This is a genomic window from Nocardia kruczakiae NBRC 101016, assembly GCF_001612965.1.
GTDB lineage: Bacteria > Actinomycetota > Actinomycetes > Mycobacteriales > Mycobacteriaceae > Nocardia > Nocardia kruczakiae.
The window spans coordinates 1-14,806 of record NZ_BDBL01000058.1 but is presented as its reverse complement, the minus strand read 5'-3'; the positions used below and the strand labels follow the sequence as shown (position 1 = coordinate 14,806).

The window sequence follows — 14,806 nt, the reverse complement described above, 5'->3', positions numbered from 1 at the left end:
TCGATCGGAACCGGGGAACTGATTCGTGGTGTCCGCTGCCATCCCTGCGCAGCAGAAATTGGCGGAGAACTCGGGCGGCACGCGAGAGGTGGATAAGGTTGGCAGCCGTGAAGCTTGCTAGTCGGGTGCTCAGCGGTAAGGTGCGCAACCTGCCCTATCGCATCTACGAGGCGCAGCTGTCGAAACAGCTGGCAGGCAAACAGCATCCGCGTCACGTCGCGGTCGTCTGTGACGGAAATCGCCGCTGGGCGCGGGAGAACGGCTTCACCGACGTCACCCACGGCCACCGGGTCGGTGCGCTGAAGATCGCCGAACTGGTCGGCTGGTGCCAGGCCGAGGGCATCGAGATGGTGACGGTGTATCTGCTCTCGACCGAGAATCTCAGCCGCTCGGCCGACGAACTGGAAACCCTGTTCGAGGTGATCACCGATGTGGTCGAGGAACTGTCCGCGCCGGAGAACAACTGGGGTGTGCGCATCGTCGGGTCGCTGAAGGGCCTGCCCGAGGACGTCGCGCGCCGCATGGAGAAGGCGGCCGACGAAACGCACGGTCGCGGGGGTGTGCACGTGAACGTGGCCATCGGCTACGGCGGCCGGCAGGAGATCGCCGACGCGGTGCGCTCGCTGGTCCGGCAGGAGATCGCGGCCGGGGAGACCGGTGAGGACCTGGTGCAGTCGATCACGGTCAACGCCATCGGCCAGCATCTCTACACCTCGGGCCAGCCCGATCCGGATCTGGTCATCCGCACCTCGGGGGAGCAGCGGCTCTCGGGTTTCCTGCTGTGGCAGAGCGCCTACTCCGAGATCTGGTTCACCGAGGCCTACTGGCCGGAGTTCCGCCGCGTCGACTTCCTGCGCGCACTGCGCGACTACGCCGCACGCCATCGCCGTTACGGAGTGTGAGCCGGCGGGCCGCAGATAACGGCCCGGCGCAGGATGTATTGCATTGCAAGATCATCCCCCGATCCGGCGTCGCGCTCGCGTACCGTCGCGAACATGAGCGAGATGCGGGGTGGACCGGGCGGTACGACGGAGGTGGCCGGAACGCCGCTGCCCTACGTCACCTATGCCGAATTCGGCCGGCGATTCGTGGCCTATGCCGCCTCGGAACAGCGGATTGCCACTGTTTTCGCCCAATTGGCGGGCAGCGCATTCGATTTCGGCCCGATCGGGGTCGGCCCGGCGCATCTGGCGAAGGCCTCGGCGCAGGTGCAGCTCGGTGATCCGGTACTGGAACGCTCGGTCGGCGAGGTCGTCGGTTTCGAGCTCGCCATCCCGCTCGATATCGGGCTGCTGCTGGATCTCGCCGTCGATCGCCACCGCTTCGATGTCACCGGCTTCGTCCACGTCCACCTGACGGTTCGTACCGCGGCGCCGCTGCGGATCATCATCGACATCGCCGAACCGCGTCCCGGCGATGTGCGGATCGATGTGGCCACCGCGACCCGGCGCGGCCAGCTGCTGCGGGTGCTGGCCAGTGTCGATCACGAGATCCGCCGGTTCGTCGCCCGCTATGTGGCCGACGAGATCCGCAAACCGCATATCGCGGCCGTGCGCGATATCGATGTCGCCGCCCGGCTCGACGCGGCCTGGCCGGCCTGATTTCGAACCGAATCGCAAGCGAGCCGGATCAGAGTTTGCGCAGCCGGATTCGGTTGATGCTGTGGTCGGAGTCCTTGCGCAGCACCAGGGTTGCGCGCGGCCGGGTCGGCAGGATGTTCTCCACCAGATTCGGCCGGTTGGTGGCGTTCCAGATCTCCTGGGCGGCGATGGTGGCCTCGGAATCGCTGAATTTCGCGTAGTGGTGGAAATGCGACTGCGGGTCCGCGAACGCCGTTTTCCGCAGGGAGAGAAAACGATCCACGTACCACCGCTCGATGTTCTCGATGCGCGCGTCGACGTAGATCGAGAAGTCGAACAGGTCCGAGACCATCAGTCGCGGCCCGGTCTGCAGGACGTTGAGCCCCTCCATGATGAGGATGTCGGGCTGGCGCACGCAGTGGAACTGGTCCGGCAGGATGTCGTAGGCGATATGCGAATACATCGGCGCGCACACCTCGGGCGCACCGGATTTCACCTCGGTGACGAAACGCAGCAGCTTGCGGCGGTTGTAGCTCTCCGGAAAACCCTTGCGATGCATGATGCCGCGCCGGGTGAGCTCGACTGTGGGATAGAGGAATCCGTCGGTGGTCACCAGGTCGACGCGCGGGTGGTGATCCCAGCGTGCGAGCAGTGCCTGCAAGACGCGGGCGGTGGTCGATTTACCGACCGCCACGCTGCCCGCGATGCCGATGACGAACGGCACCTGATGGTCGGGGTGGGTTTCGCCCAGGAAGGTCGCGGTGGCTGCGAACAGGCGCTGGCGGGCGGCGACCTGGAGATGGATCAACCGGGCCAGCGGCAGATAGACCTCGGCGACTTCTTCGAGATCGATCTGCTCGCCGAGACCACGCAGGCCGATCAGTTCTTCCTCGGTGAGGATCAGGGGAGTCGATTTACGCAGGGTGCGCCATTGTTTGCGATCGAATTCGACATACGGACTCGGCTCGCTCATCCGGCCCACCTACGCACACTCCCGGTCCGGAGACCCCGCGCCGGGCGGGCGTGCCACCGCCCGCAACGACGTCACCGATGAACCTGTGCCGTGCCCGGCGCGGCGAAATGCGCTCGACAGTCCTCGCATAGGCGAATTCTCCTCGGGGTGGGCACCGCGCCGAACGCGGGGTGTTATTACTCGCCGGTAACCCCCGGTGACATTTCTCTCTCCACCGCCGGATTTCGGTCGCCGACGAGGCCGGGAAGAGGGAAGCGGCTATCGTCGGATGTCATGCACGCGCATCCGCTCGTCACCGAATATCTGCGCCTGGGACTGGCATTCGATCGCTTGGAACCCGGCTTCGTCGACGCCTACACCGGCGATCCCGCGCTGCGCCGGGCCGTGGAGTCGGCGCCCGCGCCGCAGCCGCGTGAGCTGGCGGACCGGGCGGCGGCCCTGCGCAAGGAACTGCCCGAGGCCGGGCTGAACGAGCAGCGCACCGAATTCCTGGAGGCGCACCTGCGGGCGCTGGAGTGCTCGGGACGCAAGTTCGCCGGCGACGACATCTCCTTCATCGACGAGGTGCGGTCCTATTTCGACGTCGACATCGAACTCGGTGACGTCGAGGACTACCGGGACGCGCATCGGCAACTCGACGAGGTGCTGGCCGGTGAGGGCCCGCTGCTGGACCGGATGACCGCGCATCGGCGTGCCGACGAGATTCCGCCGCACCGCCTCACCGAATGTGTGCAGGCGTTCTCGGGCGCATTGCGCGAGCTGGTGCGCGAACGGTATCCGCTGCCGGATCACGAGCAGGTCGAATATGAGATCGTCGGTGACAAACCGTGGTCGGGATTCAATTACTACCTCGGTAATTTCCGGTCGCGGGTCGCGATCAATTCCGATCTCAAACAACATATGGCGCAGCTGCCGGCCCTGATCGCGCACGAGGCGTATCCGGGCCACCACACCGAACACTGCCGCAAAGAGGCGGGGCTGGTCGCGGCGGGGCAGGACGAACAGACGCTGTTCGTGGTGAACACGCCGCAATGCCTGATGGCCGAGGGGCTGGCGGATCTGGCACTGAAATCTATTGTCGGGCCGGACTGGGGAATCTGGGCGCAGGAAATCTATGCCGACCTCGGTCTGCGATTCGACGGCGAACGCGCACAACGGCTCTCGAATGCCTCGGCGAAACTGCTCGCGGTTCGCCAGGATGCCGCGCTATTGCTGCACGATCGCGGTCGCAGCGCCGACGAGGTCGCCGAATTCCTGCAGCGCTGGAGTCTGACCACCCCGGAACGCGCGCGGCAGTCCCTGCGCTTTCTGTCCTCGCCGCTGTGGCGGGCCTACATCAGCACCTACGTGGAGGGGTATCGCCTGCTGGGCGGATGGCTGGACCGCGCGGCCGACGCCGACGATCGGGTGGCGCGCTTCGGCCGGCTGCTGGACGAGCCGCTGACCCCGGCGGCGCTGCGCAGACAATAGCGACAGTGATCGGCATCGCACTATCCGATTCAGGGCTATCGATCTATTCGCCGGAATTCCGATTCCGAGTACCGACCGGATCCGCGCCCCGACTCGCGAATCCGGCCGAAGGGTATCGGCGTTACTACGCGCCCCAGCCGGCACAACCGGCGTTGCCGCCGGAGGAGATGGTGCAGGCGGACTTCAGGATCGCGAAAAGCATGTCCTGAATCGAGTTACCGGTACCCGCGGTGAAAAACAGCATGTGAACCCCTGATTGATCGAATGAGTCGATGACGCTGTCACAGTCGTCGACAGCCCGGCGAATGTTACGCCTTTTTTACGAAGCGGGCAGCCCCGGATTATGGGGGCGCAACCGCCGGTGTGCAGTCGCTATGACGTGTCGGCGGGTATCGAGGCCGCCGCGTCCGGTGTGCTTGCGGGCCACGACGGAGCGGCCGGGGGCCACCACCTAGACTGTGCGCGTGACCCAGACGACCGCCCCCTCTGTCAACACCCAGTCGCTCGCCGATCTCGATCCCGAGCTCGCCGCCGCGATGGCGGGCGAACTCGCCCGTGAGCGCGACACCCTCGAGATGATCGCCTCCGAGAACTTCGTGCCGCGCGCGGTGCTGCAGGCGCAGGGCAGCGTGCTGACCAACAAATACGCCGAGGGTTATCCCGGTCGCCGCTACTACGGCGGTTGTGAGCACGTCGACGTGGTGGAGAACCTCGCGCGCGAGCGGGTCAAGGAGTTGTTCGGCGCCGAATTCGCGAACGTGCAGCCGCATTCGGGCGCGCAGGCCAACGCCGCGGTGCTGATGTCGCTGATGAATCCGGGCGAGAAGCTGCTCGGCCTGGATCTGGCGCACGGCGGTCACCTCACCCACGGCATGCGGCTCAACTTCTCCGGCAAGCTCTACGAGGTGCACGCCTACGGGGTGAGCAAGGAAGACCACCGCGTCGACATGGACGAGCTGCGCAAGCAGGCGCGCGAGGTCCGGCCGAAGGTGATCGTGGCCGGCTGGTCGGCCTACCCGCGCCACCTGGACTTCGCGGCGTTCCGCGAGATCGCCGACGAGGTGGGCGCCTACCTCTGGGTCGACATGGCGCATTTCGCCGGTCTGGTCGCCGCCGGTCTGCACCCCTCGCCGGTGCCGCACGCCGATGTCGTGTCCTCGACCGTGCACAAGACCCTCGGCGGTCCGCGTTCGGGTCTGATCCTGGCCAAGCAGGAATACGCGAAGAAGCTCAACAGCGCCGTGTTCCCGGGCCAGCAGGGCGGTCCGCTCATGCACGTGATCGCCGCGAAGGCCGCCGCCTTCAAGATCGCCGGCACCGAGGAGTTCAAGCAGCGTCAGGAGCGCACCCTGTCCGGTGCCAAGATCCTGGCCGAGCGCCTGACGGCCGCCGATGTCGCCGGTAACGGCGTCACCGTGCTGACCGGCGGCACCGATGTGCACCTGGTGCTCGTGGATCTGCGCAACTCGCAGATGGACGGCCAGCAGGGTGAGGATCTGCTGCACGAGGTCGGAATCACGGTGAACCGCAACGCCGTTCCGTTCGACCCGCGTCCGCCGATGGTCACCTCCGGTCTGCGCATCGGCACCGCCGCGCTGGCCACCCGCGGCTTCGGCGACACCGAATTCGCCGAGGTGTCCGACATCATCGCCACCGCGCTGGCGGGCAACGCCGACCTCGCGGCGTTGCGCGCGCGAGTGTCCAAGCTGGCCCAGGACTTCCCGCTCTACGACGGCCTCGAGGACTGGAAGCTGCTCGGCTGAGCCGGATCGCAGCGCGATCGACCCCGGCAGCCGGCCAGGCCGCCGGGGTCGATCTGTGAGTCGCCCTGTGCGCGTGTGCCTTTCGCCTCGCGACGGCGCGGCGCGGGTGCCCGTGGCGTGCGCCGGAAGGTCTGGGAGCCGTCAGTCGCGGGTGCTCAGGTATTCGATGTACAACGGCCGCAACGCCTCGGCGATCTTGCCCTCACCGGAGTGCACGTAGTCGTCGAGCATCGGCAGCACGTATTTGATGTCCGCCTCGCTCTCGCCGATGTTTCCGGTGGCGGCCTCCGCCGCCGGAATCTGCTCCAGCAGCCGCCACAGGAACTTGACGTCGCCGTGCCGGACGGCGTACTTGACCGCGCGGTCGTGCAGTTCCTTCGACGACAGCTTCTCCAGCTCTGCCACATCGCTCATGTAGCGACTCTAGCGGGTTCCGCCGAGTGGCCGGGCAACTCCGTAGCTGACCGATAGCTACCGGTTGGCGTTCACTACCTATTCATCGACACGCTCGTCATCTCGGCAGCCGGAATCGCGAAATCGCAGTACCGTCGAAGTGCGAGCCGCGTCGTTGTGGCTCGTCCGGGAGGTTCTGATCGTGGCTGAGCAACTCAGTACGAGAGGGCCGGTACCCGGCCCTCGGGTCGTGTGACCCCAGGGCGGACCGGCCCAGCGAGAACGTCCGTGCGGGTATGGCACGGACAACAAAGGAGCCCACCGTGACTGATGCACGCTCCGTCATCGCTCCCTCGAAAGCCCGCTCCGACAAGAGCGGAGGCTCCGGAAAGGGAGCCGGCACCTCGCCCCGCAAATCCTTCGTGATCGACACCTCCGTGTTGTTGTCCGACCCCTGGGCCATGACGCGTTTCGGTGAACATCACGTGGTGTTACCGCTGGTGGTCATCAGCGAACTGGAGGCCAAACGGCACCATCACGAACTCGGCTGGTTCGCTCGCGAAGCCCTGCGCAATCTCGACGACCTGCGTTTGGAATTCGGCCGGTTGGACCTACGCGTCCCGATCGGGACCGAGGGCGGCACGCTGCAGGTGGAGTTGAATCACACCGACCCGGAGGTGCTTCCGGTCGGGTTCCGCACCGATACCAACGATTCCCGCATCCTCGCCTGTGCGCTCAACCTCGCCGCCGAGGGACAGCGAGTAGTGCTGGTGTCCAAGGACATTCCGCTGCGGGTGAAGGCGGGCGCGGTGGGCCTGCCCGCCGAGGAATACCACGCCCAGGACGTGGTGATCTCCGGCTGGACCGGGATGGCCGAACTCGAGGTCGGCGCCGACTGCGTCGACCGGCTCTACGCCGATTCGGTCATCGATCTGGACGAGGCCCGGGACCTGCCCTGCCACACCGGGATTCGGCTACTCGGCGCCAACGGCAGCGCGCTGGCGCGGGTGACCGCGGACAAGCGGGTGCAGCTGGTCCGCGGCGATCGGGAGGCCTTCGGGCTGCACGGCCGCTCGGCCGAACAGCGCATCGCCCTCGATCTGCTGCTGGACGAGAGTGTGGGCATCGTCTCGCTGGGAGGTAAGGCCGGCACCGGCAAGTCGGCGCTGGCGCTCACCGCGGGCCTGGAAGCGGTGCTGGAACGGCGTTCTCAGCGCAAGGTGGTGGTCTTCCGGCCGCTGTACGCGGTGGGCGGCCAGGAGCTGGGTTATCTGCCGGGCAGTGAGAGCGAGAAGATGGGCCCGTGGGCCCAGGCGGTCTTCGACACTCTCGACGGCCTGGCGAGCCCGGAGGTGATGGAGGAGGTGCTCTCCCGCGGCATGCTGGAGGTCCTGCCGCTCACCCACATTCGCGGCCGGTCGCTGCACGATTCGTTCGTGATCGTGGACGAGGCGCAGTCGCTGGAACGCAATGTGCTGCTCACGGTGCTCAGCCGGCTGGGCAGCGGGTCGCGGGTGGTGCTCACCCACGACGTCGCCCAGCGCGACAACCTGCGGGTCGGCCGCCACGACGGTGTCGCGGCGGTCATCGAAAAGCTCAAGGGCCACCCGCTTTTCGCCCACGTCACCCTGACCCGCAGCGAGCGCTCGCCGATCGCCGCGCTGGTCACCGAGATGCTGGAGGAGTACGGACCGAACGCCTGAGGCGGCCGGCCGAGCGAAACCCCGAGGCGGTAGCGGACATGTTCCGCTACCGCCTCGGCGGCAAAAGGTGTGTCCCAGCAAACATTCGGAATATGGTTCATCTCACACGGTGGTGGGTATATTTCCGCAAGAACCCTGCTCGACGTGGTTGTCGGTGTTTCAGATAGGTTCGCCGGACCATTGCCGGGCGCTGGCCTGTTGGTGGGTGGTGCCGCAGCCGCGGCGCTGCCGGCCGCACCTTCCGAGAGGATGAACATGCACCACTTCGCTCGACGTTCCGCCGCCGTCGTGATGGCCTTCGCCGGGACGGCGCTGCTGTTCACCGCCGCCTGCAGCAACGACGACAACGACAACAGCAGCTCGGGGACCACCACCCACGCCGGCATGACCGAGACCACCGGTGCGATGGCCACGGAAACCACCGGCACGATGGCTCCGGGAACCACGTCGCCGGGCGAGACGTCGCCGGGCAATCCCGCGGCCTCGGAAACCAAGATCGCGACCCAGAACGGTCAGGAGATCGCGGTCTCCGGCCACATCCTCACCAAGTACACCGAGATGGGCGCGGTGCAGAGCCCGCTCGGTGAGCCCACCGGCGCCTCGGTCGAGGGCCCCAACGGCGGTTCCTGTCAGGAGTTCACCGGCGGTGCGATCTGCTGGAGCCAGCAGACCGACGCCCACGTGGTGTGGGGCGATATCCGCACCGCCTGGGAGGGCAACGGCGGCGTGAACGGCAAGCTCGGCTATCCGACCAGCGACGAGAAGGACAACCCGGCCGGTAAGGAGAGCGACTTCACCGGCGGCACGATCACCTGGAATTCCGCCGACCGGCAGACGACGGTGACCACCAAGTAGGACGACGCGCGCGGCGCGGCGCCGAGACATCCTCACGGTCTCGCGGCCGCGCCGCTGTGTATCGCACGGCGTCCGCGCGTAATTCCCCCGCTCGGCCCGAACAGTCGGTACCTTGTCGTGGTGCAAACTCAGTTGACCGATCGTGAGCTGCTGGAATCGCTCGCGGATGCGGTGGAAGACAATCTCCGGCGCCACACCGAGCTGGCGCAGGTCTGGCAGCCGCACGAGTACGTGCCTTTCAGTGACGGACGCAATTTCGGCTTCCTCGGCGGCGTCGACTGGGAGCCGGAACAGGCCGCCCTGGGTGAGGTTGCCACGGTTGCGCTCACGGTGAGCGTGCTGATCGCCGACAATTTGCCGTCCTACCATCGCGAGCTCGGCAAGCACCTGCGGACGGGTCCGTGGTGGCGCTGGGTCGGCCGCTGGACGGCCGAGGAGAACCGCCACGAAATCCTCATCCGCAACTATCTGATGGTGACGCGGGCGGTGGATCCGGTGGAACTCGAGCGTGCGCGGATGGAGCATATGACCACCGGCTTCCGCCGGCCGCCGCTGCACCTGCTGGATGTGCTGGCACTGTGTGCCTTCGAGGAGTCCGCCTCCGCGGTGCGGCATCGCAATATCGCCGCGCTGCAGGAGAATTCGATGGTGACCGCGATCGCGGACCGGATCGCGCTCGACGACGAGTTGCAGTCGTTGTTCTTCGGCAATCTGGTCGCCGCGGCCCTGGAGCAGGTGCCGGATCAGGCCATGCGGGCGATCGCCGATCGGATCGCCGAGTTCCGGGTTCCCGAACTCACCCTGCGCGACGGCCGCAACAGCACCGAGGTCCTGGCCGAGGCCGGCATCTACGAACCGGAGCGCACCGGAGAACTCGTCTTCACGCCCCTGCTGGAACGCTGGAACATCTTCTCGCGCACCGACTTCGGCACCGCCGGTGAGGCGGCGCGGGCAGAGATCGACCACCTGCGCGGCTGAGGTCGCGACGGTCGTGGTGTGCGGGTGCGCGCACCACGACCGGCAGCGCCGGGCGCTGCTCGGCTGCGCGTGATCAGCGCCGGCGGACCAGGTTCCAGATCCCCGCCGCCGTGCCGCGCAGGAAGTTCTCCCAGCTGAAGTGGTCGTGCCACAGGGTGATGCGGCCGTCGACGAGTTCGAACGTGCCGCAGACCCAGAACCCGATTTCCAGCGGGCCCATGCGCAGGTAGTCGGTGCGTTCGGTCAGGACCGTTTCACCTTCGACCGCGGGGGCGCCATCGGTTTCCGCGGCGATGTGGTGCATATCGGCGCGGAAACCGAACGCGTCGCGACTCAGCCCGCGCAGCACCGCGCCGACACGATGGATGCCGCGGATATCGGGCAGCGACGTGTTCTTCCAGACGATGTCGGGATCCAGCAGATCCAGCGCCTCGTTCACCGCGCTCATTTCCATCGCGGCGAAGAACTCGCGCACCGTGGTCACGGCGTTCTGTTGTAGCTCCGGTAATTCGGCCATAGTCCGACTGTAGGCGTGCGGGGGCGCGGACGGGGGATGATCGCGGTCGTTTCGGCTCGTCGTCGGGTGCTCGACGCGTTTCAGTCCCGCCGCCGGGCGATCAGGGCGGCCACACCGTCGAGAATGCGCTCGATGCCGTAGCTCAGGGCCGCGTTGCGATCGTCCCCGGACGTGTCGGAGAAGGCCGCCACGACCTCGGGATAGCGGTCGGCGTGGGCGGCCAGGACCTCGCCGACCTGGCGGGCTATTTCGCTCTCGGCCTGTTCGGGGCCTCTTCCGGTCGTCTGCTGGACGAGGCTGCGGAGGTGGCCGTTGAGCAGCACCACGGTGTCGAGGCGCTCGGAACCGCGGAGGCCGGTGCCGGCCAGCGGCGCCAATAGTGCCTCCATCCAGCCCAATTCGTTCGGGCCCATCGGCCGCGGACCGATGGTGAGATCGACCGTCCACGGATGATCTCGATAGCGTTCGTACAACGTGTGCGCCCACTGCCGTAGCGCTTCGCGCCAGGGTTCGGGATCCGAATCGGCGACCGTTACCTGCGGCGGCTGCCCCATCCCGTAGTCCAGCATCAACGCTGTGAGCTCGGCCTTTCCCGGTACGTAGCGATACAGCGCCATCTTGGCGCAGCCCAGCCGCTCGGCCAGCCGCTGCATCGACACGGCGGCTATCCCGTCGGCATCGGCCAGGGCGATGGCCTCGGTGACGATGCGTTCCAGCGTCAGCGACGGCTTGGGGCCGCGCCGGGGGCGCTGCGAATTCCCCCACAGCAGTTCGTGGGCAGTCGGTCCGGTCATGACGCCATCCTCTCCGAATTCCGGCTTGACGGGAAACTGCGTCCAGCATACGCTAATTAGCGTCCGGCAGACACAGTTACTGATCGAGGGGTCATCATGCGGAATACGACAGTTCTCATCTCCGGTGCGAGCATCGCCGGCCCGGCGCTGGCCTACTGGCTGCAGCGCTACGGCTTCGCCGTCACCGTCGTCGAGCGGGCGCCCGAATTGCGGGCCGGCGGCCAAGCCGTCGACTTCAAGGGGGAGACCCACCGCACGGTGCTCGAGCGGATGGGCGTGTGGGAGGAGATCCACCGCCGGCAGACCGGCAAGACCGATATGATCCTCACCGACGCCGAGGGCGGTGAATTGGCCGTCATATCAGGCGATTTCACCGGCGGTGATGTGGAGATCCTGCGCGGCGACCTGGCCGAGATCTTCTACGAGCGCACCGCGCACAGCTGTGAATACGTGTTCGGCGACTCCGTCACCGCGCTGCGTGAGACCGCCGCCGGCGTCGAGGTCGAATTCGAGAACGCCCCCGCGCGGACCTTCGATCTGGTGGTCGGTTGTGACGGCATCCACTCCCGGGTGCGCGCGCTGGCCTTCGGCCCCGAGGCCGACTACGTCAAACATCTGGGCTACTACTACTGCACCGCGGGTGCGGCCGGCTGGGGGCACGACCCGAACGGGCCGCGGCAGCGTAACCGGTCCGAGGCCTACAACGAACCCGGACGGCTCGCGGTCCGCGGCGGGAACAAGGCCGCGCACATGTACATGTTCGCCGCCCGAGCACTCACCTACGACCGGCACGACGAGGCGGCGCAGCGCCGCGTCCTGGCCGAAGCCTTCGCCGGTGCCGGCGGGCCGGTGCCCGCCATGATGGCCGAACTGTCCGGACTCGACTCGTTCTACCTGGATTCGCTGGGCCAGGTGGGGATGAAGAAGGGCTACACCAAGGGCCGGGTCGCGCTGGTCGGTGACTCCGCCTACGGAAATACCCTGGGCGGCTTCGGAACCGGGCTGGCCGTGGTCGGCGCCTACGTGCTGGCGGGCGAGCTGGCGCTGGCCGACGGCGACCATACGGCCGCCTTCGCCCGATACAACGACCTGATGAAGCGCTACGCCAAGATCGCGGGCAACAGCAACGCGGGCCGCTTCCTCGCCCCGCGCACCGCCCGCGGTATCCGGATGCGCAACTGGTTCCTCGGCTCGCGGATGTTCGACCTGATGCTGAAATACAGCGACAACGCCGCCAACGACATCGATCTGCGTGACTATCCGGCGCTGGTGGCGGCCTGAGCCTCGAGTCCGGATCCGGCCTGCCGGCGAGTCGCGGTGGCCGGATCCGGAGATCGTGCGATCAGTCCTGGTCCTCGACCTTCGTCATCGACAGCACGTCCAACCGGCGATCCAGCTCTTCCTCCGACAGCTTCTCGCCGATCAAGCCGCGGTCGACGACCGTCTCCCGAATCGTCTTGTTCTCGCGCAGTGCCTGTTTCGCCACAGCGGCCGCTTCCTCGTAGCCGATGGCCGAGTTCAGCGGGGTGACGATCGACGGCGAGGACTCCGCGAGCCGGCGCAGCCGTTCGATATCGGCGGTGAGGCCGGCGACGCACTTGTCGGCGAAGAGGCGAGACACATTGGCCAGCAATCGAATCGATTCGAGGACGTTGCGGGCCATCATCGGGATGTAGACGTTCAGTTCGAAGGCGCCGTTGCCGCCGCCCCACGCCACCGCGGCATCGTTGCCGATCACCTGGGCGGCGACCTGCGTCACCGCTTCCGGGAGAACGGGATTCACCTTGCCGGGCATGATCGAGGAGCCCGGCTGCAGATCCGGCAGCTGGATCTCCGCGAGCCCGGTGAGCGGTCCCGAACCCATCCAGCGAATATCGTTGGCGATCTTGGTGAGGCTGATGGCGATGGTCCGCAGCGAACCGGAGATCTCGACCAAGCCGTCGCGCGCGGCCTGGGCCTCGAAATGGTTGCGAGCCTCGGCCAATTCGTCCAATCCGGTCGTCTTGCGCAGTTCCGCAACGACTTTCGCGCCGAAGCCGGTGGGCGCGTTGAGTCCGGTGCCGACCGCGGTGCCGCCGATGGGCAGCTCACCCAGCCGCGGCAGCGCGGCGACCAGGCGTTCCGTACCTGCCTCGACCTGCCGGGTGTAGCCGCTGAACTCCTGGCCGAGGGTCACCGGGACGGCGTCCATCAGGTGGGTGCGGCCGGACTTCACCACCGTCCGCCATTCGGTGGCCTTGTCCAGCAGCCGCAGCCGCAGATGATCCAGCGCCGGCAGCAGCTCCTTCACCACGGCCTCGGTGGCGGCCAGATGCGTCGCGGTGGGGAAGGTGTCGTTGGACGACTGGGACATGTTCACGTCGTCGTTCGGGTGCACGGTGACGCCCCGGGCGGCGGCCAGGCTCGCGATCACCTCGTTGGCGTTCATATTCGAGCTCGTGCCGGAGCCGGTCTGGAAGACGTCGATGGGGAACTGGTCGTCGTGGCGGCCCTCGGCGATCTCGTTCGCGGCGGCGATGATCGCCTCGGCCTTCACACCGTCGAGCAGCCCCAGATCCCGGTTCACCGCCGCACACGCGGCCTTGAGCAGGCCGAGGGCGCGGATCTGAGCGCGTTCGAGGCCGCGGCCGCTGATCGGGAAGTTCTCCACCGCCCGCTGCGTCTGCGCCCGCCACAACGCGTTCACCGGAACGCGGACCTCGCCCATGGTGTCGTGTTCGATGCGGTACTGCGTCTGGTCGTCGGTCATAACTCGACACTAAGCCGGTTGAACGATGCAGTGGGCTGCCACGCCTGAGGCTTTTCGCACAGGAATCGGCGGAATACCGGCGGCTCGGCCGGGGCGCGACGCGGCAAGGCCGCCGGCAGGCGCTGCCCGCCGACGGCTCTGCCGCCCTCGCTGTCAGAGGTAGATGTAGGCGATGCCGTTGCTGGTCCCTCCCGGGGTCGTGGCGGTGATCTGCACGGTCCCCGTCGTTCCCGCGGGTGCGACGGCGGTGATCTGAATGGCGGAGTCGACGGTGAACGAGGTGGCCGGTGTGCCACCGAAATCCACTGCGGTCGTGCCGGTCAGATCCGTTCCCGCGAGAACGACAGTGGTTCCACCGGCGGCCGGGCCGACGTTGGGTACCGCCGCGACCAGGGTCGGTAGGGCGATGTAGGTGTAGGCGATGCCGTTACTGGTGCCTCCCGCGGTTGTGGTCGTGATCTGCACGGTCCCGGCTGTTCCCGCCGGTGCGACGGCGGTGATCTGGGTGGCGGAGTCGACGGTGAACGAGGTGGCTGGTGTGCCACCGAAGCTCACCCCGGTTGCACCGGTCAGATCCGTCCCGGTGAGCACGACGGTGGTTCCGCCGGTGACCGGGCCGACGTTGGGTACCGCCACGGCCAGGGTGGGCAGGGCGACATACGTGTAGGCGACGCCGTTACTGGTACCGCCCGCGGTTGTGGTCGTGATCTGCACGGTCCCGGCCGTCCCTGCCGGGGCTACGGCGGTGATCTGGGTGGCGGAGTCGACGGTGAACGAGGTGGCCGGTGTGCCACCGAAGCTCACCGCGGTCGCCCCCGACAGATCCGTCCCGGTCAATACCACCGTGGTTCCGCCGGTCACCGGCCCTACGTTGGGTACCGCCACGATCAACGTCGGTACCGCGATGTAGGTGTAGGCGACGCCGTTGCTGGTTCCGCCTGCGGTCGTGGCGGTGATCTGCACGGTCCCCGCTGTTCCCGCGGGTGCGACGGCGGTGATCTGGGTGGCGGAGTCGACGGTGAACGAGGTGG

Annotated in this window: 14 protein-coding genes; 8 read left to right on the top strand and 6 right to left on the bottom strand. The window is 67.2% G+C overall.

Annotated elements, in window-relative coordinates; all coding sequences use genetic code 11:
- Positions 1–107 precede the first annotated feature (107 nt).
- Positions 108–902 (top strand): isoprenyl transferase, encoded by a 795-nt coding sequence (locus tag NK1_RS29980; RefSeq protein WP_051024970.1) that lies wholly within the window; start codon positions 108–110, stop codon positions 900–902.
- Positions 903–995: 93 nt separating this feature from the next.
- Positions 996–1,601: a hypothetical protein gene (locus NK1_RS29975; RefSeq protein ID WP_063014147.1), complete on the top strand. Its 606-nt coding sequence runs from the start codon at positions 996–998 to the stop codon at positions 1,599–1,601.
- Positions 1,602–1,629: 28 nt separating this feature from the next.
- Here the strand turns inward: NK1_RS29975 and coaA are convergent, their stop codons facing one another.
- Positions 1,630–2,562, bottom strand: coding sequence for a type I pantothenate kinase (coaA, locus tag NK1_RS29970; RefSeq protein WP_036505031.1), 933 nt, complete (start codon positions 2,560–2,562; stop codon positions 1,630–1,632).
- Positions 2,563–2,826: 264 nt separating this feature from the next.
- Here coaA and NK1_RS29965 point away from each other — a divergent pair, with 264 nt between their 5' ends.
- Positions 2,827–4,023, top strand: coding sequence for a hypothetical protein (locus NK1_RS29965; protein ID WP_063014145.1), 1,197 nt, complete (start codon positions 2,827–2,829; stop codon positions 4,021–4,023).
- A gap of 464 nt (positions 4,024–4,487) precedes the next feature.
- Positions 4,488–5,786, top strand: a complete 1,299-nt coding sequence (glyA, locus tag NK1_RS29960) for a serine hydroxymethyltransferase (RefSeq protein ID WP_039780609.1) — start codon at positions 4,488–4,490, stop codon at positions 5,784–5,786.
- Between the two features lie 141 nt (positions 5,787–5,927).
- Here the strand turns inward: glyA and NK1_RS29955 are convergent, their stop codons facing one another.
- A complete protein-coding gene (locus NK1_RS29955; RefSeq protein WP_063014143.1) occupies positions 5,928–6,200 on the bottom strand; it encodes a hypothetical protein in 273 nt (90 codons plus the stop codon).
- A gap of 302 nt (positions 6,201–6,502) precedes the next feature.
- Between NK1_RS29955 and phoH2 the strand changes: the two genes are divergently transcribed.
- The 3 genes from phoH2 (at position 6,503) to NK1_RS29940 (ending at position 9,715) form a co-directional block, all read left to right on the top strand.
- Complete coding sequence (gene phoH2, locus NK1_RS29950) at positions 6,503–7,882, top strand: RNA 5'-3' helicase PhoH2 (RefSeq protein WP_083904171.1); 1,380 nt, start codon at positions 6,503–6,505, stop codon at positions 7,880–7,882.
- A gap of 255 nt (positions 7,883–8,137) precedes the next feature.
- Positions 8,138–8,737: an LGFP repeat-containing protein gene (locus NK1_RS29945; RefSeq protein ID WP_063014194.1), complete on the top strand. Its 600-nt coding sequence runs from the start codon at positions 8,138–8,140 to the stop codon at positions 8,735–8,737.
- 120 nt (positions 8,738–8,857) lie between these two features.
- A complete protein-coding gene (locus NK1_RS29940; RefSeq protein WP_063014192.1) occupies positions 8,858–9,715 on the top strand; it encodes an acyl-ACP desaturase in 858 nt (285 codons plus the stop codon).
- 73 nt (positions 9,716–9,788) lie between these two features.
- Here the strand turns inward: NK1_RS29940 and NK1_RS29935 are convergent, their stop codons facing one another.
- Together NK1_RS29935 and NK1_RS29930 are read right to left on the bottom strand one after the other, a co-directional pair.
- Entirely contained in the window at positions 9,789–10,232 is a 444-nt protein-coding gene (locus tag NK1_RS29935) for a limonene-1,2-epoxide hydrolase family protein (RefSeq protein ID WP_036505026.1), read from the bottom strand.
- 80 nt (positions 10,233–10,312) lie between these two features.
- Positions 10,313–11,026, bottom strand: coding sequence for a TetR/AcrR family transcriptional regulator (locus tag NK1_RS29930; protein ID WP_063014141.1), 714 nt, complete (start codon positions 11,024–11,026; stop codon positions 10,313–10,315).
- Positions 11,027–11,122: 96 nt separating this feature from the next.
- Between NK1_RS29930 and NK1_RS29925 the strand changes: the two genes are divergently transcribed.
- The gene (locus tag NK1_RS29925) at positions 11,123–12,307 is read left to right on the top strand and encodes an FAD-dependent monooxygenase (protein WP_063014139.1); all 1,185 of its coding nucleotides are present in this window, start codon (positions 11,123–11,125) and stop codon (positions 12,305–12,307) included.
- Between the two features lie 61 nt (positions 12,308–12,368).
- Here NK1_RS29925 and NK1_RS29920 read toward each other — a convergent pair whose 3' ends face one another.
- On the bottom strand, positions 12,369–13,775 hold the full coding sequence (locus tag NK1_RS29920; protein ID WP_063014137.1) for a class II fumarate hydratase: 1,407 nt from the start codon (positions 13,773–13,775) through the stop codon (positions 12,369–12,371).
- Positions 13,776–13,928: 153 nt separating this feature from the next.
- Positions 13,929–14,806 (bottom strand): IPT/TIG domain-containing protein (locus NK1_RS29915; protein WP_063014135.1); only part of this gene is annotated, 878 nt, incomplete at its 5' end.

Bases quoted from the DNA above. Each gene is read 5' to 3' on its own strand.
- NK1_RS29965 (WP_063014145.1), top strand. From the start codon at position 2,827: ATGCACGCGCATCCGCTCGTCACCGAATATCTGCGCCTGGGACTGGCA.
- NK1_RS29925 (WP_063014139.1), top strand. From the start codon at position 11,123: ATGCGGAATACGACAGTTCTCATCTCCGGTGCGAGCATCGCCGGCCCG.
- NK1_RS29945 (WP_063014194.1), top strand. From the start codon at position 8,138: ATGCACCACTTCGCTCGACGTTCCGCCGCCGTCGTGATGGCCTTCGCC.
- NK1_RS29920 (WP_063014137.1), bottom strand. From the start codon at position 13,775: ATGACCGACGACCAGACGCAGTACCGCATCGAACACGACACCATGGGC.
- NK1_RS29955 (WP_063014143.1), bottom strand. From the start codon at position 6,200: ATGAGCGATGTGGCAGAGCTGGAGAAGCTGTCGTCGAAGGAACTGCAC.
- NK1_RS29975 (WP_063014147.1), top strand. From the start codon at position 996: ATGAGCGAGATGCGGGGTGGACCGGGCGGTACGACGGAGGTGGCCGGA.
- NK1_RS29930 (WP_063014141.1), bottom strand. From the start codon at position 11,026: ATGACCGGACCGACTGCCCACGAACTGCTGTGGGGGAATTCGCAGCGC.
- NK1_RS29935 (WP_036505026.1), bottom strand. From the start codon at position 10,232: ATGGCCGAATTACCGGAGCTACAACAGAACGCCGTGACCACGGTGCGC.